The organism is uncultured Methanobrevibacter sp., assembly GCF_900314615.1.
In the GTDB taxonomy this organism is placed as follows: domain Archaea; phylum Methanobacteriota; class Methanobacteria; order Methanobacteriales; family Methanobacteriaceae; genus Methanocatella.
This window is the reverse complement of record NZ_OMWA01000030.1, coordinates 51,990-78,135: the sequence shown is the minus strand read 5'-3', so window position 1 is coordinate 78,135 and position 26,146 is coordinate 51,990. Positions and strand designations below refer to the sequence as shown.

Annotated in this window: 29 protein-coding genes and 2 pseudogenes; 5 read left to right on the top strand and 26 right to left on the bottom strand. The window is 34.8% G+C overall.

The genetic code is table 11. The annotated features are described in order from the left end of the window. Positions 1-149: 149 nt before the first annotated feature. The 3 genes from QZN33_RS10430 to QZN33_RS10420 all read left to right on the top strand — a co-directional run bounded on the left by QZN33_RS10430 (position 150) and on the right by QZN33_RS10420 (position 2,008). Positions 150-1,046, top strand: a complete 897-nt coding sequence (locus QZN33_RS10430; protein WP_296792115.1) for a hypothetical protein — start codon at positions 150-152, stop codon at positions 1,044-1,046. Positions 1,047-1,102: 56 nt separating this feature from the next. After that, positions 1,103-1,240 carry a hypothetical protein gene (locus tag QZN33_RS10425; protein WP_296792112.1) on the top strand — a complete coding sequence of 46 codons (138 nt, stop codon included), beginning with the start codon at positions 1,103-1,105 and terminating at the stop codon, positions 1,238-1,240. Between the two features lie 537 nt (positions 1,241-1,777). Next, positions 1,778-2,008, top strand: coding sequence for a hypothetical protein (locus tag QZN33_RS10420; RefSeq protein ID WP_296792109.1), 231 nt, complete (start codon positions 1,778-1,780; stop codon positions 2,006-2,008). Positions 2,009-2,204: 196 nt separating this feature from the next. On the opposite strand, the gene QZN33_RS10415 is transcribed toward QZN33_RS10420, so the two are convergent. Then, positions 2,205-3,665, bottom strand: coding sequence for a sodium-dependent transporter (locus tag QZN33_RS10415; RefSeq protein ID WP_296792107.1), 1,461 nt, complete (start codon positions 3,663-3,665; stop codon positions 2,205-2,207). A 41-nt stretch (positions 3,666-3,706) separates the two neighbouring features. Between QZN33_RS10415 and QZN33_RS10410 the strand changes: the two genes are divergently transcribed. Continuing rightward, positions 3,707-4,084 carry a DUF4258 domain-containing protein gene (locus tag QZN33_RS10410; protein ID WP_296792104.1) on the top strand — a complete coding sequence of 126 codons (378 nt, stop codon included), beginning with the start codon at positions 3,707-3,709 and terminating at the stop codon, positions 4,082-4,084. 10 nt (positions 4,085-4,094) lie between these two features. Here QZN33_RS10410 and QZN33_RS10405 read toward each other — a convergent pair whose 3' ends face one another. The 25 genes and pseudogenes from QZN33_RS10405 to QZN33_RS10285 all read right to left on the bottom strand — a co-directional run bounded on the left by QZN33_RS10405 (position 4,095) and on the right by QZN33_RS10285 (position 25,059). After that, complete coding sequence (locus tag QZN33_RS10405; RefSeq protein WP_296792102.1) at positions 4,095-5,582, bottom strand: putative glycoside hydrolase; 1,488 nt, start codon at positions 5,580-5,582, stop codon at positions 4,095-4,097. Between the two features lie 9 nt (positions 5,583-5,591). After that, positions 5,592-7,412, bottom strand: a complete 1,821-nt coding sequence (locus tag QZN33_RS10400; RefSeq protein ID WP_296792099.1) for a putative glycoside hydrolase — start codon at positions 7,410-7,412, stop codon at positions 5,592-5,594. A gap of 165 nt (positions 7,413-7,577) precedes the next feature. After that, the gene (gene ftsY, locus QZN33_RS10395; RefSeq protein ID WP_296792096.1) at positions 7,578-9,167 is read right to left on the bottom strand and encodes a signal recognition particle-docking protein FtsY; all 1,590 of its coding nucleotides are present in this window, start codon (positions 9,165-9,167) and stop codon (positions 7,578-7,580) included. A gap of 158 nt (positions 9,168-9,325) precedes the next feature. Continuing rightward, complete coding sequence (gene pfdA, locus QZN33_RS10390) at positions 9,326-9,760, bottom strand: prefoldin subunit alpha (protein ID WP_296792093.1); 435 nt, start codon at positions 9,758-9,760, stop codon at positions 9,326-9,328. A 17-nt stretch (positions 9,761-9,777) separates the two neighbouring features. Beyond that, positions 9,778-10,002: a 50S ribosomal protein L18Ae gene (rpl18a, locus tag QZN33_RS10385; protein ID WP_296792091.1), complete on the bottom strand. Its 225-nt coding sequence runs from the start codon at positions 10,000-10,002 to the stop codon at positions 9,778-9,780. Positions 10,003-10,026: 24 nt separating this feature from the next. Continuing rightward, entirely contained in the window at positions 10,027-10,701 is a 675-nt protein-coding gene (locus QZN33_RS10380) for a translation initiation factor IF-6 (protein WP_296792088.1), read from the bottom strand. A 45-nt stretch (positions 10,702-10,746) separates the two neighbouring features. Continuing rightward, positions 10,747-10,961, bottom strand: a pseudogene (locus QZN33_RS10375) (50S ribosomal protein L31e). An 11-nt stretch (positions 10,962-10,972) separates the two neighbouring features. Next, a complete protein-coding gene (locus QZN33_RS10370) occupies positions 10,973-11,128 on the bottom strand; it encodes a 50S ribosomal protein L39e (RefSeq protein ID WP_004032463.1) in 156 nt (51 codons plus the stop codon). A gap of 20 nt (positions 11,129-11,148) precedes the next feature. Beyond that, positions 11,149-11,733, bottom strand: a complete 585-nt coding sequence (locus QZN33_RS10365; protein WP_296792085.1) for a hypothetical protein — start codon at positions 11,731-11,733, stop codon at positions 11,149-11,151. Positions 11,734-11,738: 5 nt separating this feature from the next. Further along, a complete protein-coding gene (locus QZN33_RS10360; RefSeq protein WP_296792083.1) occupies positions 11,739-12,041 on the bottom strand; it encodes a DNA-binding protein in 303 nt (100 codons plus the stop codon). Positions 12,042-12,067: 26 nt separating this feature from the next. Beyond that, a pseudogene (locus tag QZN33_RS10355) lies at positions 12,068-12,499 on the bottom strand (30S ribosomal protein S19e); the annotation flags it as partial. Positions 12,500-12,594: 95 nt separating this feature from the next. After that, entirely contained in the window at positions 12,595-12,852 is a 258-nt protein-coding gene (locus tag QZN33_RS10350) for a YhbY family RNA-binding protein (RefSeq protein ID WP_296792080.1), read from the bottom strand. Then, positions 12,821-13,186, bottom strand: coding sequence for a ribonuclease P protein component 4 (locus QZN33_RS10345; RefSeq protein WP_296792077.1), 366 nt, complete (start codon positions 13,184-13,186; stop codon positions 12,821-12,823). Before QZN33_RS10345 ends, QZN33_RS10350 begins: the two co-directional genes overlap by 32 nt. 218 nt (positions 13,187-13,404) lie before the next feature. Next, the gene (locus QZN33_RS10340) at positions 13,405-13,644 is read right to left on the bottom strand and encodes a hypothetical protein (protein WP_296792075.1); all 240 of its coding nucleotides are present in this window, start codon (positions 13,642-13,644) and stop codon (positions 13,405-13,407) included. A gap of 83 nt (positions 13,645-13,727) precedes the next feature. Continuing rightward, positions 13,728-13,967 carry a hypothetical protein gene (locus QZN33_RS10335; protein WP_296792073.1) on the bottom strand — a complete coding sequence of 80 codons (240 nt, stop codon included), beginning with the start codon at positions 13,965-13,967 and terminating at the stop codon, positions 13,728-13,730. A 121-nt stretch (positions 13,968-14,088) separates the two neighbouring features. Then, complete coding sequence (locus tag QZN33_RS10330; RefSeq protein ID WP_296792071.1) at positions 14,089-14,316, bottom strand: hypothetical protein; 228 nt, start codon at positions 14,314-14,316, stop codon at positions 14,089-14,091. Between the two features lie 18 nt (positions 14,317-14,334). Then, a complete protein-coding gene (locus tag QZN33_RS10325) occupies positions 14,335-14,733 on the bottom strand; it encodes a type II toxin-antitoxin system VapC family toxin (protein WP_296792069.1) in 399 nt (132 codons plus the stop codon). Between the two features lie 31 nt (positions 14,734-14,764). Then, on the bottom strand, positions 14,765-15,145 hold the full coding sequence (locus QZN33_RS10320) for a hypothetical protein (RefSeq protein WP_296792067.1): 381 nt from the start codon (positions 15,143-15,145) through the stop codon (positions 14,765-14,767). A gap of 264 nt (positions 15,146-15,409) precedes the next feature. Beyond that, a complete protein-coding gene (locus tag QZN33_RS10315; protein ID WP_296792064.1) occupies positions 15,410-15,949 on the bottom strand; it encodes an adenylate kinase family protein in 540 nt (179 codons plus the stop codon). Between the two features lie 21 nt (positions 15,950-15,970). Beyond that, positions 15,971-17,065 (bottom strand): GTP-binding protein, encoded by a 1,095-nt coding sequence (locus tag QZN33_RS10310; RefSeq protein WP_296792062.1) that lies wholly within the window; start codon positions 17,063-17,065, stop codon positions 15,971-15,973. A 149-nt stretch (positions 17,066-17,214) separates the two neighbouring features. Then, positions 17,215-19,941: an STT3 domain-containing protein gene (locus QZN33_RS10305; RefSeq protein ID WP_296792059.1), complete on the bottom strand. Its 2,727-nt coding sequence runs from the start codon at positions 19,939-19,941 to the stop codon at positions 17,215-17,217. 310 nt (positions 19,942-20,251) lie between these two features. Beyond that, a complete protein-coding gene (topA, locus tag QZN33_RS10300) occupies positions 20,252-22,420 on the bottom strand; it encodes a DNA topoisomerase I (RefSeq protein ID WP_296792056.1) in 2,169 nt (722 codons plus the stop codon). Between the two features lie 206 nt (positions 22,421-22,626). Further along, entirely contained in the window at positions 22,627-22,791 is a 165-nt protein-coding gene (locus QZN33_RS10295) for a hypothetical protein (RefSeq protein ID WP_296792054.1), read from the bottom strand. 41 nt (positions 22,792-22,832) lie between these two features. Continuing rightward, positions 22,833-24,494, bottom strand: coding sequence for a phosphoserine phosphatase SerB (gene serB / locus QZN33_RS10290; RefSeq protein WP_296792053.1), 1,662 nt, complete (start codon positions 24,492-24,494; stop codon positions 22,833-22,835). A gap of 13 nt (positions 24,495-24,507) precedes the next feature. Next, positions 24,508-25,059 (bottom strand): TATA-box-binding protein, encoded by a 552-nt coding sequence (locus QZN33_RS10285; RefSeq protein ID WP_296792050.1) that lies wholly within the window; start codon positions 25,057-25,059, stop codon positions 24,508-24,510. A gap of 506 nt (positions 25,060-25,565) precedes the next feature. Here QZN33_RS10285 and cyaB point away from each other — a divergent pair. Beyond that, positions 25,566-26,114, top strand: coding sequence for a class IV adenylate cyclase (cyaB, locus tag QZN33_RS10280; RefSeq protein WP_296792047.1), 549 nt, complete (start codon positions 25,566-25,568; stop codon positions 26,112-26,114). Positions 26,115-26,146 lie beyond the last annotated feature (32 nt).

The window sequence follows — 26,146 nt, the reverse complement described above, 5'->3', positions numbered from 1 at the left end:
TCATTCTTATGATTTTTTTACCACAACTAATTTTTTCCAAGGCAATATCAAAATTGCTTTAAATCTGTTTAAAAACAGTATAACTTAATAAATGTTATTTATATATAAAAAAGATAATTTTAAATATGATATATTCAATATTACTTACTATGAAGTTAAAAAATCAAAGTTCAGGCATGGAATATCCTCATTACCATGACTATAATTTCAAGAGTATCCTGCAGGAACGTGCAAACGGACTGCTCAGATTCATAGGTATCCCCTACCGACTTTTATCCGTGATGCTCTCGGAGTTCACGACTATTGGTCCGGGCATCTCACGCATAGACTTTGCAGGCGAGGCATTGAAGGATGATAAGATTATCAGCCTCATAATCGAATGCCAATCAAAGATCCCCACAGATGAGGATATAAAGCGATTTTTCCAATATGTAGCGTCAATGAGGATTTTTAAAAACAATGATGTGGAATTATTCATTCTATGCATAGAAAAAGTACCTTACACTAAAAAAGAATTCATAATCAATGACGAATGCACATACACCATGCATATAATCTCCCTTAAGAATTATAAAGCAAGAGAAATATTTAAAAACATTGAAGATAAACTTAAACACAATAAGGAAATCACCGACATGGACATTGCATCATTGCAGATGATAGTCTACACCGACTACGATGAATCTCAACTGGAAATCCTTTTAAAAGCACGTAAATTAATTGAAAGAATCGCAGAAAATTCAGGAATGGACATCAATCAAAAAAAGGCTATCATATATTTGCTCGACGTGCTGAGTGTGAATATGCTAAATGAAAAAGAAATTGAAAAATATGAGGAGGAAACTTACATGATGCTAAATCCCACAGACAGATATCTACTAAAAAAAGGAAAAAATGAAGGAAAACGTGAAGGAAAACGTGAAGGAAAACGTGAAGGAAAACTCGATGTTGCTAAAAAGTTATTGGCAAAAGGATTTCAAATTGAAGAAATCATAGAATTAACAGGTTTAACTAAAGAAGACCTCTTGAAAGAAAACATTTCCTAACCATACTATTCTCACCAAATAAAATAACAAAAAGAACAAATACAAGGCGAAAACCTATGATGCTAAATCCCACAGACAGATATCTACTAAAAAAAGGAAAACTTGAAGTTGCTAAAAAGTTATTGGCAAAAGGATTCCAAATTGAAGAAATCATAGAATTAACAGATTTAACCAAAGAAGACATTCTGAAATAAAAAATAAACATTTCCTAACCATACTATTTTTCACCAAACAAAATAACAAAAAGAACAAATACAAGGCGAAAACCTATGATGCTAAATCCCACAGACAGATATCTACTAAAAAAAGGAAAAAATGAAGGAAAACTCGATGTTGCTAAAAAGTTATTGGCAAAAGGATTTCAAAATATTGATACCATCATGTAAAAAAATAAGACACGTGAAAAGCAGTTGAGAGAAAATCATCAAACAAAAAATCAAAGCCCACACTAACACAAACAGTTAAAAAAAATTTACTTTTTTTAAATTTAGGCGAACAAAAATCAGTCAAATCATGATTTAGGCATGTAAAAATAAGTAAATCTTTAAATAATATCTAAATAAGAATATACTATGTAACACACTCCCGTGTTATACTAAAAATTTTTTTAGTTTAAGTTTATCTTGGGATTAATCCTAAGATACACTTAATGTTTACTCAAGTTTGCATTACCATTTAAATAGAACCTCCCATAAACTAAACTATATCCAACAATTAAAGGAGGATAAGACATGGCTGAAAAAAATATGGTAATTGCGTTGGTGCTGTCACTTATTTTTACCGGAATCGGAATCGTTTATGCTGGAGATGTGAAAAAAGGACTTATATTCTTTGCTCTAAGCGTTATCCTGAACATTCTGGGCATGTGGGTGATATTCATTTTCTCATGGATTTCAATACTTGTCTGGGCATATGCGCTGTATCAGACATACCTTGAAGTGCAGGCGGCAAACGGATATTAGAAATAATTATCCGTTTTATTTTTTATATGGTAGATAAAGCACTAACTTTTTTTAAAAAACAACGTGAAGATAAAAATATTAACAAAAACAATTAATAATTCAACTACTTTTTAAATTGAAATTAATTTAACAATATCTAAAATCAATTAAATGACAAGATAATTTGGAGCAAAAAAAGAAAAGATTGAAGATAGTGTTAACTATCCCCACTTGCAGGTCTGATTTTTGTCAGAATAAATGCAGATACCATTACTGCAACTATGATTATCACATCCACAATTATCTCAAACTGTTTTGCTGTTGAAAACAGCTGGATAATTCCTATTGCCCACATTACAATTAAAACAATTGGAAGCAGGTATTTGATTACGAATGTCCAGATTGTACCTACTTTAAATGTTGAGGATTCGTTAAGTGCAGGAAGGAAGTGCTCGACACCGTAAAACCATGCAAATATGATACACTGAACACCAATTAATAGAAGTATTCCGAACTCATTTACGAATGTGTCGATGATTCCGACAAGATAGCTGCTGATTCCGGTTGTAAGAATCAGGGAGAATATACATCCTATGACAGCCAAAATTGTTGCTGTCTTTTTACGTGACCATCCGAGTTTTACGGAAGTTGAATTGAGCATCGGCTCCAAAAATCCCAAAGCGGAAGTGATTCCGGCAAATAAAATTGCTAAAAATAGCAATGGCGCAAGTACACGACCGACAGGACCCATAATGTTGAAAATCATAGGGAACACAATAAATACAAGACCTGTTCCTTCAGTTACAAGCTGAACCATAGGAGTACCTGCGGTAACCGACATGTATCCAAGAATTGAAAATACACCGAATGCAGTACAGATTTCAAACAGTGAATTGGATGCAACAACGATTAAAACATTGTCGATTAGCTTTGAGTTTTCAGGCAGATAGCTTGCATATGTAAGAGCAATAGCTTGACCCATACTCAATGAGAAGATAATCTGGGCAAAAGCAGCGAGCCATATGTTAACGTCCAAAAGCATGTTCCAGTCAGGTTTAAGCAGCGTATTTATACCTATGCCTGCACCAGGCAATGTCAGTGCGTAAACGATGATTATGGCCATAATGATAAACAGGGCAGGAATTAAAATCTTTGAAACTTTACCGATTCCCTTATCCACATCCCTGTGTGAAATGAACCATAATAAAACCCACAGCACCAGAACCCCGATTGTTGTAGGTATAAGCAGGAAACTTGCGTTTGAAAGGTTTGAACTCCCACCTACAGTCTGTACGAAGTATTCAGCTGTATTAGTTCCCCAGTTGAATGTGAAACTGCTTAGAAGATAAACCAGATCCCAGCTCAGGATTACCATATAATAAATAGTTACTATAAAAACGAAAAGGACCAGTATCCATGCAATAATTTCAAATTTCGTATTGATTTTGCGTAGAATCTTTGAAAACGATTCCTTGAAACTGAATCCCACACCATATTCTAATATTAAAAAAGGAACCCCCATAATAGCTATTGCTACAAAATAAGGAATGAAAAATGATCCCCCACCATTAGAATACAGTACATAGCTGAAACGCCAAATGTTACCTAACCCAACAGCAGCCCCGATCATAGCAAAAATAAAAGCCAATGACGAATCCCATTGTGCATGTTCAGACATACATAAATTTTTATAAAAAGGTATATAAATATATTTTACATATGAATGTCTTTGATAAGTTTATAATGGGAGATACAGCAGACATAAACTGGTGTTTTGAAAACAGGCATTTCATTGAAAGGCTTGATGAAAACGGGATTTCAAGAGAATATGTCGTTGACTGCCTTTTAAATGAAGAGCCTATAAGCTGGGAGCATGTCGAAAGGGAAAAATATGCGGCAGTATTCAGGGCACCTCCATCAAAGGACTACAAGGAAATAAGGGTCCTTATGGCCTGCAGCGGAAACTCCATCGATCTCGTTACAGTAATGAGAAACAATGAAACAACAACCAATCGCCAGAAAAAACAGTATCAGTCAGATAAAAAGAAAAATATAGAGAAAAAAAGATTGAAAGCTTTATCAAAAAGAAAATGGTAATCAATAAGGATTAAACCTTATTGAAATTTAACAGGTTGGTTACGCCAATTCTGAAAAGAACAACTCCTTTTGCACCGCCTTCAATAGCAGCTCTCGCATCCTTGCACAGCTCTGAAGCAGAGAGTTTTTTAGGATTGCTATCTGATTTGTAGGCCTGAAGACCTGCCCATACCTGAGCGCCGTATGAATCAAGAACAAATGAACTGGTTACATACTTAATCCATGTTGTTTTCTTTTTGTAATTTCCCTTATATTCCATCGGAATGATTACATCCAGATATTTGGTCATTGAAGGAATGCTCTGACCGTAATAGTCCTCTGTCATTCCGGGTTCAGGCATTATAGACGCTGACATTATGCAGTTTGGAGATACTTTTCTAACATCATTACATGCCTTTTTGACGAAATAGTTTATTGCCTTGACCGAATCGTCATAGCGATAGGCTGTTCCTCCGAATCTCACATAGTCAAGATGGATTCCGGCAACACCTTTTATCTTGGCATGGCTTTTTGCAAGTGAAATCTGTTTTTTCATATAGGAATACTTGAATGAGCCGTCACTGTTTATAGGACTGATCCATTTTCCGTTATAGAATACCTGCATCCAGATATGGACCTTCATTCCGTATTTTTTAGCCTTTGCAATCCATGATTTTACAGTGGATTTGCCGAAAAGGTCAATTGAATAGGAATGCAGGAAAAGATGTTTTGTTCCTTTATTTTTAAGTGTCTTAAGGTTGATGCGTTTCATTGAATCTCCCCACAGCCAGTATCCATAACCTTTGCCGATTGAAGATTTGACTTTAACGGTATGAGAACCGCTTGATGAGAGATAAGGACTGTTGGACTTGAATGAGTAGGTAATTTTACGTGTACCTTTTTTCAGGCTTATAAATACTGTAGCATAACCTGAAGAGTCGGTTTTTGCAGAATATGTTTTGCCTCCTGCTTTGATGGTAACTGTCTGATTTTTAACGCCCGCTCCGGAACTTGTTACAAGACGAACTATAAATGCTGTCTTTGCAGCGTGCCTGTAGTTTATGTATTTGTCAGCGACTTTGAGAGATGTTTTAATCGGACTTTTGATTGTCCATTTAGCAGTGCCGTTTGAAGCGGCGTAGTCTGCATCACCTGCAAATGAAAAGCTGACATCATATGTTCCTTTACTTAGCTTAGCTGAGATGCTTGCCTGACCTTTAGAATCGGTTGTTTTATTATAGTTTACACCATCAACCGCAATTGAAACAGGTTTTGAGACCAGAGGTGTTCCGTTTGAAGTAAGTGTCACTGTAAAGTCTGATGAAAATTGCTCATAGCCTGTTGCAGGCTGTGCATCTATGCTTGTGTCCTGGACATTTTCAACCACCGGAGGTTCTGTGATGTTATCCTCCTGCAGTATGGCATCATCAGCAATATCTGTTGCGTTTTCAGCTGCAGATACGGCTGAAAGGGATGCCATCATTAATGCCAATATTAGAAATATCAAATATTTTCTCATTAAATCACCTTATATACTATCAAAATCGAAATAATTGAACAGTGAATATCTGAATACAATTACGCCCATTGCACCGCCCTCATTTGCATATACAGCATCTTTTTTGAGGTTTGAAGCGGATAATCTTTGGACATTGCTGTCGGAAACATAACCCTGAAGACCTGTCCACACGTCCGCTCCGTTGGACTGGGATACGAACGTTGATGTTATTGACTTAATCCATGATGATCCCTGATGGTAGTTTCCTTTATAAACCATCGGAACAAGAACATCCAAGTATTTGCTTATTGTAGGAATGTCCTGACCGTAATAATATTTCATGCTGGACGGTTCAGGCATTACCGCAGCGGAAAGTATCAAGTCAGGGTTCATATTGTGAAGTTCTGTGCAGATTTTCTGAGTAAAGTAGTTGATTGCCTTTGTACCGGTAGAGTACTTGTAAGCAGTTCCAGGGAATCTCAGATAATCAAAGTGAATTCCCGCAATTCCATCTATGCTTGCATAGCTTTTTGCCTCCTTGATTATGGAGTTGAATAAGCTGTATTTGTATGATCCATCTTTATTTACCGGAGAAATCCAACCTCCGTTATAGAATGCCTGCATCCATATATGGACATTGATTCCCAAGCTTCTGGCCTCGGTTGCAAAATCGGCAACGGCACTCCTTCCATAAAGCTCAACCGCATAGAAATTCAGGAAGATATTGTTGACGCCATACTTTGCAGCAGTCTTCAAATTGACATTTTTCATGTCGCTTCCAAAGAGCCAGAACCCGTTGTTTTTATAAGTGTTTTTGGATTTGACCACAATTGTGTATGTATTTGAAGATTTCTTATAGACTGCAGTATTGTATGAATAAATCTGAAGGGTATATACTCCCTTGTTCAGTTTAATATTGATTGATGCCAGTCCTGTTGAATCTGTCTTTTTCTTGTATGTTTTCTTGTTTATTTTAAATATAATGGTCTGACCTTCAATATGGTCTCCGCGAACGTCCCTATACTTTATCTTGAAGGGTGTGGAAGTTTTCTCCCAGTATGTGTATATCTTCTGGTTTACAATAGCTGTAGGCATACCCTTTTTGACAGTTATCTTTGAAGAGCCCTTAGCTGCCTTTACATTTTTTAAAGCGTTGAACTTGTAGGAAATCTTATAGGTTCCTTTTCCGCAGTTAATGAATATATAAGCAATACCTTTGGAATTTGTCTTTTTGGTGTAGGTTTTGCCTTTAAATGTAAAAATTATCTTTTGAGAAGGTATAGGAACCCCGCCTGCAGTTAAAGTGACTTCATATCTGTTTTTAGCACCTGTATATGCAACATAATTGGAAGCTGAGATTTTAGAAGTGGAACTTTTAACAACAGTCAATGTTTTTTTGCCGGACAAAGACTGGTATCCGGTTTCTTTAAAAGAGTATGTTAATTTAAATGTTCCTACAGCATTCAGTTTAAAATAGACATGCCCGTTGGCATTGGTTTTCAATGTTGTAGTTTGATTGTTGAACTTAACAGTAACGTTTTTACCAGATAATCCGTTTCCGTCACCGTCTAAAATTTGAATATCATATTTTGAATTCTTTACAAAAACAGTATCAGACGAGGTCTTTGAAGTTGTAGATATCTTTGCTGCTTTTGCCTGCAATACCTCTGCATCTTCGCTGGTCGCTTGAATGTCTGAATTATTTTCGGTTGCTTGAACCTTAATATTATCGTCTATCGTTGCTATCTCATCTGTTTGGTTATTATCACTTGCACAAACCGCATTTAAGCATAAAAATGCAGCTAGAAAAATGCAAATGATAAATACCGTTTTATATTTAATATAAATCACCTCAATTAAAATTAAAATCGGTTTATCTATAACATTTTTCAAATCTTAAATCTTAATTTTAAGAATTTTTAATCATTTAAATTAGATTATAAGCATTATTTATCATTTTTAATATATATTAATTTTTTCACATCTTACAAATAATTAAATTAGAGAGGCAAAAATCTATTCTGCCATCTCCACAGCACCTTCATCATCACTGAAAAGCTGGTTCAGCATCCATTCGGCGTCATATTCCTTGATGTCATCATATCCCTGACCGACACCTAAAAACATGATTGGTTTGTTGATAACATAACCGATTGAAAGGGATGCTCCTCCTTTACTGTCTGCATCGGCTTTGGTGAGTATTACTCCGTCAATGTCGATTGCATCGTTGAACTTTTTAGCCTGTTCGGTTGCATCGTTACCGGTAAGTGCATCACCTACAAATATTACCAGATCAGGTTTGGAAACCCTTTTGATTTTTTTCATTTCATCCATAAGGTTTGTATTGGTCTGCATTCTTCCGGCTGTATCGATTAGGACAAGTTCTTTGCCCTGTGCTTTTGCATGCTCGACTGCATCAAACGCAACAGCTGCAGGATCTGATCCTTTCTGGTGCTTGATGATTTTAACACCGACGTTATCTGCGTGATATGTGACCTGTTCAATAGCTCCAGCTCTGAATGTATCTGAAGCTGCAATTACAGGAGTGTATCCTTTTTTAAGATAATAGTTAGCTAATTTTCCGATTGTTGTGGTTTTTCCGGTACCGTTGATTCCGACAAACATTACAACAAGAGGTTCGCCCTGAGCTTTTTTCTCTTCAATCATTTCGGTCATGGATTTGCCCGGAACGTCAATAATTTCTGCAACAGTATCTCTGAGCGCATTGAATGTCAGTTCGGTAATGTCGTTGCTTCTTTTGATTTTTTTACCGACGAGGTTGTTTTTAACACCTTCAACAACTTCGGTTGCAACTTCCATTGCAACGTCACCCTGGAGAAGTTCCATTTCAAGTTCAAAGAGTATGTCGTCAACGTGCTTTTCCTGAATGGTTTTCTCACGAACAAAGGAGAATAATCCTCCGCTTGCTTCACCATCTGCAGAAATATCATCCTTATCCTTGTTTCTACTCCAGAAGTGAGATTTTTTCTCTTCCTTATCTTCTTCGACTTCTTCACTCTCTTCATCCTCTTCCTCTTCTTTGGAGGAATCTTCATCTTTATTTCTTCCAAAGCTCCAGAAACTGGATTTTTTCTCTTCCTTAACTTCTTCAACCTCTTCAGCTGGAGTTTCTTCAACAATGTCTTCCTCAGCTTCATCCTCTTCCTCTTCTTTGGAGGAATCTTCATCTTTATTTCTTCCAAAGCTCCAGAAACTGGATTTTTTCTCTTCCTTAACTTCTTCGACTTCTTCAGCTGCCTCTTCTACTGCAGGCTCAGACACTTCTTCAGCTGCAGGTTCTTCTTCAGCGACATCTTCTTCATCTTTTTCTGAAGAGTCGTCATCTTTATTTCTTCCAAAGCTGAAAAATCCTGATTTTTTCTCTTCTGTAACTTCTTCAACTTCTTCTTCAGCTTCAGGAAGTAAATTGGATTCATCTTCTTTTTCTTCTTCTTTTTCTTCTTCTTTTTTCTTACCGAATGAGAAAAATGAGAATCGGGTACCTTTTTCCTCTTTAAGGTTATCCTCTTTTTCTGCCTCTTCGATAAGTTCCTCTTCCAATTTTTCACTTGTACGTGAAAATTTCTTTTTTAATGATTCAAACAAAAATAACCCAACCTTACTAGTTTAGTTAAAAAATCTAATTATTCATATGTTTATTTTTCTTAGTATTTAAAAAAGAAGTAAAATAACAGTATTTTTCTAAAAAAAATAGTATCAAAAATAGTAAAAAAATAAAAGAAAAGAAAAAATTGTAAAATATTTTATCCCATCTGAGTCATGTTGCCCTGAGCTGCAGCAGCAATCTGCTCAGCCTGAGCCTGAAGAGATCCGACAATGTCAGTGCATTTCTGCAAGTTAGCAAGCATTTTGTCTAAACTGTCTTTTAAATCTTCTTTTTGACCGCCAAGAATTTCACGAGCTCCTTCCGCATCTTTTTTAACAGCAATACCGGAGCCAATACTTACAATAATTTCATCAGTACTTTTAAGTTCTCCTTTAATGAAAGAACCGGCACCTACAGGAACAAAAGCTTCAATAGATTCTTTGCCTTCAATGTCATCCAGGGTTGCAAATAATGCATCCACTTCAGCGATAGAAGCCTGAATCATTTCAATTTGTTGTTGAATTAACTCAGCTTGTTGTCTGTATGTGTTAATTTCATTAAGAAGACTGTTTAATCTTTGCTGATCTTCCATAGTAACACCTTGTGTGTCTATAAAATTTCTTTTACAATAGGGTCTTCGACATCTTCAGGAGCAATTTCTTCGATAGAATTGATAGAAATTTGGTTCCTGTTAATACCATGTTTACTACCGAAACGTTCATAGATTTTTTCTTCTATGTCAGATTCGCAAGTAGCTTTGTATTCTTTGGTGAATTCATGGTAATCGTCACCCATTAAAAAAGTACCTTTAACTCTGTAAATTTTTGTTATCATTTAAAATCCCTCATGATATATTAATTAAAAGTTATCATCTAAAAAGCCTAATGCTTCTTCAACTCTAGCCATTTCAGGACCAGTACTATCTTTAGCTACAATAGCTCCATTTGAATTAGCAATAGAGCAAGCTCCTACTAAAGAAATACCTTTACCAACAGTACCAATATCTCCTTCAACACCAAATACTTTATGAGCGAAGTTAATTTCTGAGGAAGTTGCATTTTTAGCTATTAAAAATCCTTTGTTTGTGACTTTAACAAGAGAACCTATAATGTCAGTTCCTGCAATGGAACGGGCCTCAACGTCAACATCCAGGGTGGACTCAACAATGTTCAATGCATCTTCGGTTAAAAATGGGCTTGCAATAGCTCCAGTGTCATTTGCTGCGATAATGTTACCTACAGCAGTGTAGTTTCCGGGAATTGTAGCGACATCTAAACCTAAATCTTCTAATTGTTTAACTTCTCTGTCCAATACGTGTGGGGAAACAACGATACCGTTTGAATTAGCTACAGCTAAAGATCCTATAAGATTACTGCCGGAAATAGAAGATTTGACAACTTCGACTTCTAATGTTTCCTTAATGATTTCAGCTTTTTCGTCTAAAAGATTAAAAGGAACAATAGCTACATCATCAGTTGCAAGAATAAATACTCCTATATTCGGATTTCCTACAATATCAACTCTTTTCAACATATTGTTACCTCACATTAATCAAATATATGGCGAAGGTACTTACAGCTATTCTGCTAAAGTAGCTTTCACTACACCATCATCATCTTTAACTGCTTTTACAGTGATTTTAGAAGGTATTTTTTGAATACCTCTTTCCCAAATTGCATGATTGATAGATTCATCAATTTTAACTTCTTCAGCTTTCATGTGTTTGATTAAGAAGTTTTTGTCCTTTTGACATTTTTTACATTTCTAAGTGGAATTGTGTAAACTCTTTCCATTTTAACCCCTCTTATAATTTAAGACTGTTTCTTCTCCAATGTCTAGGTTTTGGTCTGTATCTAAGTTTACGGTTAGTTTTAGCATAAGCCCAGATTGGAATTCTCCTGTTTTGTTTATTTGCTTTTGCCATTCTTAATTTTTTAGCTAATGGTTTATTTCTACTCATTTTCTCACCTGTAATAATAATTATTTTTTATATCCTATAACGCGAGTTTGATAATGTTCAGGGAATATGTCCAGTGAATTTCCTCCTCTCTCATCAATCAAAGTCCTTATTTCAACCTCATAATCTGAGCTGTTGTCCTTGTTTGACTTTTCATGTGAAATTTCAAACAGGTTAGAGGTTATTAATTTTACAGATTTGTGACCGAAACTGTCCAGATTTATATATTGAACATCTAATCTATCTTCCAGACTTCGGATTTGATTGACATTTAACTTAGGAGTTCTGTCATCACGTCTTGTCCCGTCGGCAATAATATCATATTTTTCTGCAACATTCTCCACAACATTTTCATGAATGTACTTGATTCCGTCATTGGGAAATCCGTCTTTCATAATCATGTCGCATGTTTTCTCTAAAATCTCTGAATCGAGATTTAAAACATTATGGTTAAAACCTAATGACCTGGCTGATTTGCTGGCCGGAATATATGAATCATAAACGCCGAAATTTGCAGTGCACAATTCAACGTCAAGACCTAATCTTTTAAGCATTACCGCCATGAAAGATGAGTCCTTTCCACCACTATATAATACAGCCGCTTTCATTGATATTATTTCCTTGTAATTTTAATTTCTCTTTTCTGACCGGCAATCTGGCGTAATAATACTTTCAATTGCTCATCAGTGACTTTTCCTCTCAAACTACCCGCCTGAGCAGACTGGATTAATTGAATCTCAATTTGTTCGACAAGTTCCGGTTTAGTCAGTTTGAGATTGCTCAACCTAGAACGAGCTTCAGAGGTCATGATCTGACCTAAAATTTGTTTTTTCTGAGCTTCGAACTGTTGCCTTTGAGCTTCCTGCTGTTGTGCCTGAGCAGCAGCCTGTTGTTGCTGCATTTGCTGATTCTGCATAGCAGCTTGTTGAGCTTGTAATTCAGTTTTTCAAGTTCAGGAATATCTTTAATGATTTCAGCAGAAATTTTATCTAAGAATGATCTTCCTGCTGGGGAGACAACTCTTCCACCTTCAACTTTTTCCACATATCCTGCGTCTTCTAATTGGTGAAGTGCGGTTCTGATAATGGATCCGCTACCTTTCATGAATTTTTCAGGACGTACACCACGGTCTTTTTTGCCACCGTAGAAAGTTCTTAAACTCATTACTCCTACAGGACCATCCATGTAAACTCTTCTGATAATAGAAGCAGTTCTAGTATACCACCAATCTTTGTCTTCAGGTTTTCTTTCTTTGTGAACACCGGTTTTAACAAAATTGGACCATGCAGGGGAATTGATTTTTTCGTTATTTTTAAATTCTTCTGCGACTTTTTTAATTAATAAATCTGCAGGTACATCAAATACAGTAGTCATATTAATTCTCCAATATTTTATTAAATAATTGTAGCTTAATCCACTGTAAATTTAAGACCTAAAAAATAGGGCCTGTAACTCTAAATTTAAAATGTTTAAGGCTTTTTCTTATAGATTACAGCAACGTGGCCTCTAACGTCTATGAGCTTTGCTCTGGTTTTAGAGACTATTTCATCTATGTAATCATCTTTATTTCTAGCGATATTCTTTGCAAATTTAAGTTTAACAATCTCATTAGCCTTGAGCTGGCGTTTGATTTCTTCAATGACATTGTCATTAACACCGCTTTTACCAATGTTGATTGTCATCGCACCAAGAGCTCTATTCATCATTTCTTTTTTGCTTTGACTCATATTTAGCTCTCCTTTTTAACTTTTTTTCCTTATGATAAGGAATTTTCATTACATGACCACATTCACCACAAAAAATGTTAACTTCTGAGTTAACCAGCCGGACGGTGCAATTATGGCCAGGATAAAGGAAACTCTTACAATCCTTGCAATACCTTCTTGCCCATTTTTCAGGGATTTTGGTATTGTATTTGGTGGACAATCTCAATGCTAACTCAACATAGCGATGAGACCTTTCAGGATGGGTGATGAATTCCATCTCAGCACGCTCAAAAAGAATGTTCATTCTTTCAATCGCTATATCAATCATCCACTTTGGTCGTTTTCCTCTACTCAAAAATATCCTCCTTTAAAATGTAGGATATAATATTCAAAATTGAATTAAAATGATTTGCGCAAATTAAAACAAAAACCATAGTTAGAATAACCTTAGGTTAATATGAATATTAAGAATAATTATGTTTATTGCTATTAATAAAGGTTATGGATTATTTGAAAATTTTTTAAAAATTAGTAAAATTGAAAAAAATCTAAAATCATGAAAATCACATGGTGCTAATCCCAGCCTTCTTGGCCAAGACGAACAAGATTATCCAGAATATCATCGCCTGCAGGATTATCATGTTCAAGCATCATCATCATTTTTTCACGGTCAACAGTAGTTGGAATACTTTCTACTTTCTTTAGATAATCAAAAAGAATGCTATGAATCAATTTTTCAGGACTGCATTTAAGTTCCCTGCACCTAGCATTAATTTTTTCCATTATTTCATCGGGTATCTGAACTGACTGCATGTTTTTAACCCCGTTATCTTATTTGAAGAAATATTTCAATTAAATCATTCCAATTAATTTATTTTAAGTTTTTGATAAGAAATCTAATCAAACCCCTGTTCTCCCAGACGAACAAGATTATCCAAAATATCATCGCCTTCAGGATTATCATGCTCCAACATGTTCCAAATTTTTTCATAATCAATATCATCAGGAACATCTTCTATTTTTCTGAGATTTTCCCAAAGAGTATCATTAACAACTTCTTCAGGAGTCCTATCAGTTAATTTAGACATTATTTTAACCTTTTCAGCTACATCATCATTTAAACTTACATTTAACATAGTATCATCCAAGTTTTCTTTTTCTAATCATTTTCTCAATATTTTTAATCAAATCATCACATTTAATTCGTTTAGAAGCTTGTTTTTTAACTCTTCAAATAACTTTTTATCCAAATTATATTCAATCAAACATATCCGTGATTCTATCTAAAATGTCATCGCCTTCAGGTTTGTCATGTTCAAGCAAATTCCAGATTCTTTCAGCATCAATATCCTCAGGAATTTCTTCAACATGCCTCAAATGATTATATAAAATATCATTAACCAGTTCATCAGGAGAACAGTTTATCTGTTTACACCTAATGTTTATTTTCTCCATTATTGATTCATCAACTGTTATTGTAGACATGCAACCAACTCCCCCAGATTAAAAAAAACCACTTATCCTATGTATCCCACGGATTTTTTCAAAATCAGAATCAGTAGTGACAATTTTTGTGATACCATATTTTTCCATAGTAACCAATATAGTGCAATCTGCAAAATTAATACTTCCATTATAATATCTGAATTTTTCAGCAGCAGATTTATAATCTTCAGCACTCAACCAATCAAAAATATCAAGATTGAACAATTGATTGATTATATCATTTATACTGCCCTGAAAGTTATTCTTTTTTAAAGCATTTAAGACTTCAACAAATACGGTGATATTGATAACTTTAGTCTCATTTTTCAAAAAAGGCCTAATATTATTAGAAAACTCCTTATGATGGTCTCTTTTAATCATCAAACCTTTGATATATGAACTATCTAAAAAAATCATTTAAATCCCCCAGTGGTGTTAAATAAGGAATCTAATCAAAACCCTGTTCTCCAAGACGAACAAGATTATCCAAAATATCATCACCTTCAGGCTTATCATGGTCAAGAGCGTTCCAAATTTTTTCATAATCTACATTATCTGGAATATCTTCAACTGTCCTTAATTGATCTCTCAAAGCTTCATTTACAACTTCTTCAGGAGTCTGATCCGTTAATTTAACCACAATATTTACTTTTTCCATCACATCCCCATCCAAACTTATCAATGACATACTACCAACTCCTTTATAATTATCCAGACCCTGCTGGATATAATTCAATACCAGTTCTTCCAGATTCAAGTTATTTTCCCAACAAACCTCAGACAAATCATCAATTAATTCATCTTCGATTTTTACATTAATTTCAACCATAATCTCACTTGATACTAATATAAGCGAAATCATTTAAAAAATTAATGTAGAATGTGCACTTGAATTTAAGAACATATAGATTATAATTAAACTCGAAGATATTTAAATATTTTTAAAGTGTGAAAAATCACAGATGCACATTTTAAATATAAGACCATTTAAAATCAATAATTAAAAAAATAAAAGAAATTGTAGTCATTTATAAAAATTGAAGCGATTTAATAAAATTGTTGTGATTAAGTAAAATTGCTGTGAAATAATACCTTATGAAATCAGCCAGTCCATGAAGTCAACTTCACCAACATGATAAGTTTTCTCACCGGAAATTACACCTGAAAGCTCATCAACAATCTCATCAACTGTTAAATCACTTACATCAATCTCTGAGATGTTTTCACCATATATATCATAGGCTTCAGCTGTACATACTCCCATTGCTTCAGCTTCAAGGTTTTCATAGATTTTAGATTCGGAATAATCACGTCCTTCCAGTCTTGAGCGCAGAATTTCAGGGCGAACCCTTAAAACAATTACCTTATCGCCGCCTTCGCATAAATGTGCAAGATGGCCTTCAAAAATAAGAAGCTCCTCACTAGCGCCAATTATCTCAGCAACCTTTTCATTCAGTTTAGGAATGTCAATGACCTTGTAACCCTTTTCGTCATCGATTCCCAAAACAAAATCGTTTTCAATTGCCAAATCATTAATTTTAATCAGTCTGCAGTTTAATTTTTCACACAACAATTCACTGACTGTGGTTTTTCCGGTACACGGAGTGCCTGTAATAAAAATAGCTTCGCTCATAAAAATCAAAAAAAGAAAGAATTATTTTTTAAGAATAATCCTTAAAACATCCTCATCTTCCAGAACATGGTCCGGACCAACTTTCTGGCCGGGGAATTTAACTGAGGTTCCCCAGATTTTTGCATGACGGAAGTTTTTCACAAATTCCCTGTGCAATTTTCTGCATGCATCAATGACTGTAGAGCCTTTTTTGATAACCAACGGATCTTCCATGTCCGCTTTTCTTCCCTGCGGTTTGAGATAAACCCTAACCAAATCAAGATTATCGAAAATTAAATCTTTAAGCTCATCGATATTTGTCTTTTTGTCAGCGGAAATCGGAATGAATTCCGGAATGTATTTTTTAAGCTCTTCAATGTATGCATCATCTACAAGATCCACCTTATTTAATAGAACCAGCATCGGAACGTATGATTTATTTCTGTCAAGAACATCAATAAACTGATCCATTGTCACATCGTCCCTGAAAAGAACGTCGGCATTAATATATCCGTACTCATTCAGGATTGACCTTATTGTCTTTTCGTCCAGATTAGTTAAAGGACAGGTTGATGATACCTTTACACCACCGAGCTTTTTCCTTTTTACAGTTACATCCGGCGGCTGTTCGTTTGGCCTTATTCCAATAGCTCTCAGTTCATCAAGAATAACGTTAATGTGCTGAGGATTTAAAGTATCCAGAACAACTAAAATCAAATCTGCAGTTCTTGCAACAGATAAAATCTCTTTACCTCTACCTTTACCGCTGCTTGCTCCTGTAATAATTCCCGGAATATCGAAAACCTGAATTTTAGCGTTTTTATGTTCCATTACACCCGGAACAATATCTAAAGTAGTGAATTGATAAGCTCCAACTTTACTTTCAGCATTTGTAATTTCATTTAAAAGAGTTGATTTTCCTACAGACGGAAATCCTACAAGCACCACGGTAGCGTCACCAGATTTTTTAACATGAAATCCCTGGCCTTTAGATCCTCCACTGCTACGCTGCAATGATTCCTCTTTTAATTTTGATAATTTTGCTTTAAGTTTACCAATATGGTGTGAAGTAGCTTTATTATATGGAGTCTTTTGAATTTCCTCTTCAATATCTTTAATTTTCTCTTCTATACCCATAAAATCGCCACAATAATCATTAATAAAAGTATATATTATAGCTAAATTTATGTTGTTAATATCATATAAATACTTTGAAAAAATAGCAGAATTTTAAAAAAAATATTGAAAAAATAAAAAAAAAGTTTATAGATTAGGAAAATCCTAATCTAGGTACCGGTTGAGTTACCGGTAGTGTTGCTTGTGGAAACGCCTGAGCCTCCACCGGCAACAGTGTTGTTAAAGTTTACATTGAACAGCATTACACCGTTTTCCATGTGAACATTTTCAAATACATTCTGGCCAGCTCCACCTAAGAGATACAGTTGAGTAAACATTGAATTTGTCAGTTCATTACTCATAAGCATTGGAGTGTAGAAATTATCATTACCCAAGAGATATAATGTGTAGTTGGCATCTTTGACACCGCTTATAGATTCGTTTTTCATCACATAACCGTCCTCGATTACAATGATTTTAGAAATGTTTAACGGATTGTACGGAGTGTCATTGATCATTATCTGTTGACCGTTTTCAGTGTAAACAGCTTCAGTGTAAGCTGAAGTAGTATTGTTACCTGTTCCTCTGGTAATTACAGCATTGATTGTCATACCTTGGTCATTGAGCAGTTCAACTTTTTCTGTATGACCAGGCTGGACTTGAATACCTCCTGATGTTGGGAAGTAATAGTTGTAGTTTTCAGATGACTGGTTTGTAAAGTTCCAGTTACCGAAGTAGGTCCACCAACCTGCTTTTCCAAGCATATCGGAAGATGCTACAAATATTACCGGACGTGGGTCCGCAGGGTGAGTGTAGTTAACTACTGTTCTTGCCTGTTCGTCAGTCAGATGATACTTGGTTGTTAAATCCTTTTGAGCATCGCTTGCTGTTTTCGGCAGGATATCAATTAATATGCTGGTAGCTTTACCTGAATCGCCAGTGTAGTTAATCAATTCAGTCTGAGCTAAAGTACCTGTTGTATCAAGCATTCTGAAAATACCGGCAGACAGTTCAACATTGCTTGTGGTCATCGCCTGACCCAGCCAGAATGCCCGGTCACCGGATTGAGAACCCCCATCGAAGGTTACTTGTCTGTCTGCAGCAACCTCAAACAGGTACCCGTAATCCCACCAGGATGTGATTACAGTATCATTGTCAGTATTCTGATTTACCCATTCCATTGCATTCCACATCGGATCTGAAGTACCAGGACCTACACCGTAAGAAGTCTGATAAGCACCGCAGACTGACGGTGAAATCAGTGCAAGTACAAGTGCAGCAACAAGTATGTACTTTTTAAGTGGTACTTTTTTACTAGCGGAGGATTTAACAGCATATACAGTCAGTAAACCAATAATGACAATAGCCAGGAATAATAATATTCCATAGATAGAGTTGATTTGAGCTAACGGTATAGCGGCAAGGAATCCTGTAATGAAGAATGCTGCAACAATCAGCTTGTCATTGTTTAATTTGTTTTTAATGTAGTCACCTGCAAATCCGAGGAATACACCAGCCATAAGACCGAATGGCAGTACAATGGTGGTAATGAACCTTGAACCTCTACTTACCGCAAGTGCAGTTACTACAACCCAAACAACAAATAAAGTTGTATATAATATGGTTGTACGTTTGGATGCTAAAAGTTCATCGGTAGATCCGAAGTTAAAGTCACCAATATTTAATTTGAATTTGCGGTCGTCATCGATTTTTTTAGCGGAAGATGTTCTTTTTCCTTTAGGTGGTTTTTTGGCAGTTGCATCTGCGTTTTTAACTTTAAGAGTTCTGAATTTGAGAGCTCTTCTAACAAGAACATATAATACTGTCAGACCTGCGAATAATATTGATATACCACCAATACCGTTGATTACCCCATTGGTATTTGCTAAAAATGCGGAAGGCATTCCTGCACCAAGTAAACTTGGAAGCTGCATCTCTGCAACGGAAACAAGTACGTTAGGGAATCCTCCAACAACCCTTGAAGCGGATTGCAGGGAAAGTAATCCTGTTAAACTTCCGAATATTCCGGTTACACCTTCAATTCCTTGGAAAACAGCAAGACCGACAAATCCGATGACCCCTATAATCACAATTGACAGCAAATCCCTCTGGTGTATGAACCATTGAATCTTGCTTGAATACTCGTTAGGACTGTCGTCCCCGACATTGAATATGTAACATGCTATCAGGTAAACAACTGAGAATATTCCCATAAGACCTATGTAAAAGATATAACCAGTCCATGATTGTGAGAACAGTCCAATTGATATAATTGAAAATATAGCGAATAAAACTTTCCATATAATATTTTTCGCCCTTATACTCTCTATAAAGAAGAATATAAAGAACAGTGAAAATATGTAATAGAACATATCTGTATCGAAAAATCCTGGATATGTGTGAGAGAAGTAGTTCGGAGCAAGAACAATAATAAGAGTTGCTGCGATTGCACCGTAATCATTTGTCAGCCTTCTTGCAAATATGAATGCAGGAATAACCGCAAATGTTGAAATAACTGCTCCAGTCCAGAATGCCACTTCTTTTACAGAATGATCTGAGAACATGTCATGGAAAAACGAAGTAACATATACAATACCCAGTTCGTAATTAATCTGATTACCCGTAGGAGCGTACCTATGCATATCCCACTCACTACCATTTATTATTTGATCACCTACATAACCGTGTTCGACATAGTCATTGGTCAACCTGTAGTTATAATATGAATCCATTTCACTGAAATAAGGAAGACCTGAAGAATCTATGTAATCTCCTTTTAATTCATCGGAGATTCCAGGTAAATCGGCTGCAGGCATTTTTAATGCGAAGACAAAAGCTAAAAGAATTGCTATAATAAGCACTGATTTAACAATTGTCATTGTAGTTTCTCTATTCATCAAAAATCCTCATTTAAATTCTTTAGTAAATTGATTGTGTTAACAATCCTTAAATAATTATATTTAACTTTAATTTAATATCGATATTAAATAAAAATATTAAAATTTCAGATAATATTTTTATTAAGATATATTTATATTTTTTAACATTATTAAGTATTGTGAATATCGTTGCTTAAACAATATTTTAAAGAAAAAGAAAATAAATAAAAAAAAGTAATATTTGATAACCATTCATAAACAATAGATAAAAATATCCGTTTTTGAATGTCAAATTAACAAATAATCAAATACAGTTTATAATCCGAAATTATTCAGATTTTTTAACTTTGCTTTCAAGTTCATCTAAAGAACATGTGAAGTTGCACTTTGGAAAACCGCTGCATCCGACAAATTCACCAAACCTTCCGGAACGTTTAAGAAGTGTTTTTCCACATTTAGGACATTCCCCAACTTCCTGAGGGTCATGAACTTTAGTCTGAGTGGCATCCTTTCCGCAGTTAGGGTCAAGACACATTTCACGTCTGTTTTTGCCTTTTCCAGCAGCAATCATTGGAAGACCGCATTTTTCACAGGTCTTTTTGATGACATAAGCGTTTCTCGGAAGAGAATATGTAACGTTACAGTCAGGATAATTGGTACATCCTACAAACTTGCCGTAACGGCCTGACCTTTTAACAAGCTTTCCGCCGCAGCTGCACTCGCCGATGATATTGCTTAGCTGGTAAGCTTCATAGAGTTTGGAACCTATACCTTCAATATTCTTGTCAATATCTACCAGAATCTCTTTTACGTCCTTTTCACCTTCGCCTACAACGCTTTCCTTGGTAGCCTTATCCTGATTGATATCTTCAAGTTTAACTTCAAGATCTCTTGTAAGTTCTTCACTTGTCAAATCATTACAGTAAGTATTTAATGTGTCGATAAGATGCTCACCTAAAGGATTTACCTCAATTTTGGTTCCTTCGATGTATTTTCTGTCATAGAGCTTATCGACAATATCAGCACGGGTTGCCTTGGTTCCGAGGTTTTTCTTTTCAAGCTCCTTAATAAGAGATGCCTGGTTATAACGTGCAGGAGGCGTGGTTTCCTTTTCATCCTTAATAAGCTCCTTGACACTCATCAAATCTCCTTCGTCAACTTCAGGGAAAGGTTCATTGTCTATTTTTCTGAAAGGATAGTGTTCCATCCATCCTTTGTATGTTACCCTTCTTCTTGAGAATTTGAACTTTTCACCTTCAATGTCCAGGATAGTCTTCATGGTTTCGAATTTTGCGGCATCGAAAAATACTGCAATGAATCTGTAGACAATCAGATTATATATTTTCTGTTCGTCATTGCTTAATTTGGATGTCGGAAGAATTCCTGTCGGGTGAATCGGAGGGTGAGCAGCATCCTCTTTTTTACCGTTGTTAGGTTTTAGTTTTGAAGGCAGCTGATCGATGTGCTGTTTGAATTCAGGATTGGCAGATAACTGCTTGAATATATTTGCAAAACCAAGACTTTCAGGCAGTTTCTGGGATGAAGTACGAGGATATGATGTATAACCCGCACTGTATAGATTTTGAGCTGCTACCTGAGTTCTTTTTGGTGAAAATCCGAATACATTATAAGCTTCAGCCTGAAGGCCGCTTAAGTTGAACGGTACAGGAGGTTTGGTTCTGGAATTTGAGATGGTAATTTCATCAACTGTCGCATCCTTTCCACTGCATTTGTTGAAGATGTCCTCAGCACGCTGCTTATCAAAGATATTTCCGTCAACATGCTTGATTTCAATGTCTTCAAAGTCAAGAATAGCTCTTAAATTCCAGTAAGGTTCAGGAACAAAGTCTCTGATTTCTTTTTCACGGTTTACCAGAATGGACAGTGTAGGAGTCTGGACTCTGCCCACAGAGAGTTTTAAAAATCTGTGCTTGGTCTTTTTGACAGTATCTGAAAGGGCAATTGAGATATTCATTCCGAAATAGTAATCCAAGATGTGTCTTGCAATACCGTTGTCCACCTGGTGCATGTCAATGTCGATTCTGTTTTCATAAGCATCAATGATGTCCTTTTTGGTTAAAGTGGAGAATTTCATCCTTGATGATTTGTTGAGAGATTCTTCACCGCATGCAAACCTTAAGGCATTATAACCAATCAAAGTTCCTTCCACATCGTAATCGCAAGCATGAATATAAGAATCAGCACCTTTTGCAACTTTTTTAATAGCATTGAGATAATTTTTAGTAAAAGAACTGCTTTTACTTGCTTCATAGGACGGAACCCAGTGGAGATTGAAGGATACCTTATATTTGGAATCCTTAGGAATTAAAGAATACAAATGACCAACACCGGAAACAACAGTAATATCCTTTGAATCCCGTGTCAATTCCCAATATTTAACTTTCTTATTGTATACTTTCTTTTTAGCACCTGATGAAAGTGCTTTGGCTATTTTTTCAGCAGAACTCGGTTTTTCGCAAATTATTACTTCATGCATTATACTCTTACCTATCCCAATTTTTTTATAAATTACTTTAATAAAATTTATTATATAAAAATATTACGATTTAAACATTGATTTTAAAAAATGTACCGAAATGTATCAAATTATAAATCTATGAAGTTATTGTATACAAAAAATAGAGATTAATTAAAAGTTGTTTAAAACACAAAGGAATGTTTAATAAAATTTAAAAAAAAGAATTATTCATCTTTAGGGGCCACTTTTTCTTCCCTGTAGAAACTGTAAAATTCGGCACAATAATCACAAATTGGAAATTTGCCGTTACGGTAATAAGCCAGTTCAGAATCATTCATGTCAAATTTCTGGCCGCATAAAAAACAGGTTTCGATTTTCTCTTCTGCCATAGTATAACCCTTAAAAAAATAAAAAAATAGAGGTTAATTGCTTAACCTATATTATATTTTTGCAAGAGTAAGATCTCTTCTGTGGAAACTTTTCCACCTTGTTTAAATTTAGCAAAGATTTCTTCAGCTCTTTCTTTTTCTTCACGGTTTTTGTTAGCTCCAGAACCGCCTTTGTTATCGCTTCTTCTTTTCTTAGGTTTGTTGGAACCTAATTTTTTGTTGATAACATGGATGTCGCTTAAGATAGCTTTAAATTCTTCATGTTTAGCGGAAGCGTTTTTACGTGCTTCAATGAATTTTTTGTGAGCTTCGTCAGCTGCAGTTCTGATGTCATCAGTTTTTCTGAAGTAGGTGAGCATTTCTTCGTGAGCTTCTTGAGCTTTTTCGGAAAGTTCAATAACTTTTTGATGTTTTTCTTCAGAAACTTTTTTAAGTTCTTGAGCTTCAGTTTTAACGGATTCATCTTCGTGAATTTCCATTAACTGTTTTCTTAAATCATTTGCATTTTTAACAAGTTGATTTTCTTTTTTGATGTCTAAAACGCGAGTTTCAATAATTTTATCAATCTTTTTGATTTCATTTTCTATTTTGATTTTATCGCGTTTACCTGAAGACCATTCGAGACTTTTGATTTTGTTATTAGCTTCGTTACGAGCCTTTTTAGCAGCTTCAACTTCTTTGTTGATTTCATTACGCTCGTTTCTGAATTCAATAGCTTTATTTAAGTTTTCTTTTAATGATGCGTTTAATTCATCACGTATTTTACGTTGTTCTTTAGCTATTTTGTTGAATTCTTCCCTTTCATCAGCAACTTTGGAGATTTCAGCTTCTTTTTCGTCTTTTTGTTTTCTTACACCTTCCATGGTGTCTGCAAGAACAAAATCAGATTTAGGGAGAGCTTTTTTATCTTTTTTCTCATCTTTATCTTCAGCTTCAGCTTCAGTAGCTTCTTCTTCAGCAGCTTCTTCTGTTTCTTCAGCAACTTCTTCAGTAGCTTCTTCAGCAGCTTCAGTTTCTTCTACTTCTTCACTAGCTTCTTCGTCGTCAACAGCTTCAGTTTCTTCTTCAGTGGTTAATTGATTAAGGATTTCATCTAAGACTTTACTTAAGTCTTTTTCATCTACTACTACATCAGCAATTTCTTTTACAGAATCTTTTGCATTGAATGCAATTCCGCAACCTGCTGATTCAATCATGGAAATGTCGTTTGCGCCATCTCCAACAGCAACTACTTCATCTAAAGTAATTCCTGCTTCTTCGACGTGGTCTTTTAAGACATCTAATTTGGAACCAGATACTAAAGGACCAGTCACTTCACCAGTTAATTTACCATCTTCGACTGTGAAACTATTAGTATAAACTGCGTCAACACCGAGTTTATCTTTAATTTTTTCAGCTACTACATCAAAACTACCACTAATGATAGCTACATCAACATCTTTTTCTTTTAGACATTCGATGGTTTTTTCAGCGCCAGCCATTAATGGGAGATCATCAGCAACTTTCTCGATTTCTTCAATGGAAGTTCCTTCAAGAAGTTGAACTCTGTCTTTAATAGAAGTTTCAAAGTCTATTTCACCTTGCATAGCTTTTTCAGTTATTGCAGCTATGTCCTCTTCAACATTTGCTAATTTCCCTATCTCATCTATCGCTTCACCATCAATAATAACGTTATCTAAGTCAAATACTACAAGTTTAATCAATAATACCACCAAATTATATTAAATCTAGCTCACTTAATCTATCGTAAGCTCTTTCGACGCCTAATTTAGCATCGCTTTTTGTTTTAGCACCAGTACATACTACTTTACCGGAACCAAACAATAATAAGACCACTTTAGGATCAGATAATCTGTATACTAAACCAGGGAATTGTTCTGGTTCATATTCAGTATCTTCAAGTTCCAAAGCAACAGCCTCTAAGTTTAATGTGGATTCTAAGTTAGCAGAAGCCACAATGTTTTGAATTTTAATTTCAAATTCTTCGGGAATGTCAGTGTCGACAGTCCTCATTAAATCTACAGTTTTCTTGATTGCTATTTTAGAATCATCTATAGATTTTGCTCCAGTACAAACAAGTTTACCAGATCCAAAAATTAAAGCTGCAGTTTTTGGTTCTGGAAGTTTGAAAACTAGACCTGGAAATTGTTCACGATTATAAGAAACGCCCTCTAACGCATTAGAGCTTTCAATTTCTTTTAAATCGATGTCTTTGCCAATGCTTGCAGAAGCAACAATGTTTTCAATTTTAATTTCAACATCGGTCAACTTAAAACCTCCAATTCATTTTTAAAAGTAGTGAGTAAAATTTAAGAAAACAAAAATATGCATTAAATTTTTACTAATAAAATATTTAATTTAAATAGTATATAAAGGTATGTTTATTTAAAATATTTAAGAAAATTTTAAAAAAAAATTATAATTTTAAAATTTCGAAATAACCTTAAATATTTATAAGAAATTTGGATTTCAATATTAACACTACTAATTAATAAATGTTACTAATTTTTAGTATTTTTTTGTGAAAAATAACCGAGCAGATTAATTTTAAAAAAAAGTTTTTAATTTAAATTTCTTTAAATAGTCAAATCACTTAAAAAATAAAGATGAAATCAATAGATTTCAGTAACTCCTTTATAAATGGATAATACACCAATGCACTATACTTTATAAATACTATTGACAATTTTCCTACATTTACCCGGAAATTAAAAAAATTTTAAATAAACAGATGCCTAATATAATAATCAATCCATTAAAAAAAGCATGATAATATGATAGAAGTTGAAGTAAAAGCCAAAATTGACAGTTTTGAAGAAATGGAAGAAAAATTATCAAAAATCGGTGCTGTGAAAACCAAAAAAGAGTTTCAACAAGACATATACTTTAACAGTCCTGTTGTGGACTTTGCACAAACAGATGAAGCCCTAAGAATAAGGACAACAAAAGAGGATGAAGTCGAACACATATTCATCACATATAAGGGTCCGAAAATTGACAAGGCATCCAAAACCAGAAAGGAAATCGAAATGGGAATTGAAGATGCAGTAAAATGCGGGGAAATCTTTAAGGAGATCGGTTTTAACGAGGTGAGAGCAGTGAGGAAAAACCGCCAGTACTACTCTTATAAAAACTTTGAGATATCCCTTGATGATGTTGAAGGGCTTGAGCCGTATATGGAAATAGAAATATCACTTGAAGACGGAAACGACTACAGTGAAGCTCAAAAAAGAATTTTTGATTTGTTTGAACAGTTAGGCATCACCGACGGTTTTGAGAGAACTTCATATCTGGAGCTTTTGGAAAATATAAATAGTACTTAAATATATATTATATATGTTAAATTTATTTAGAA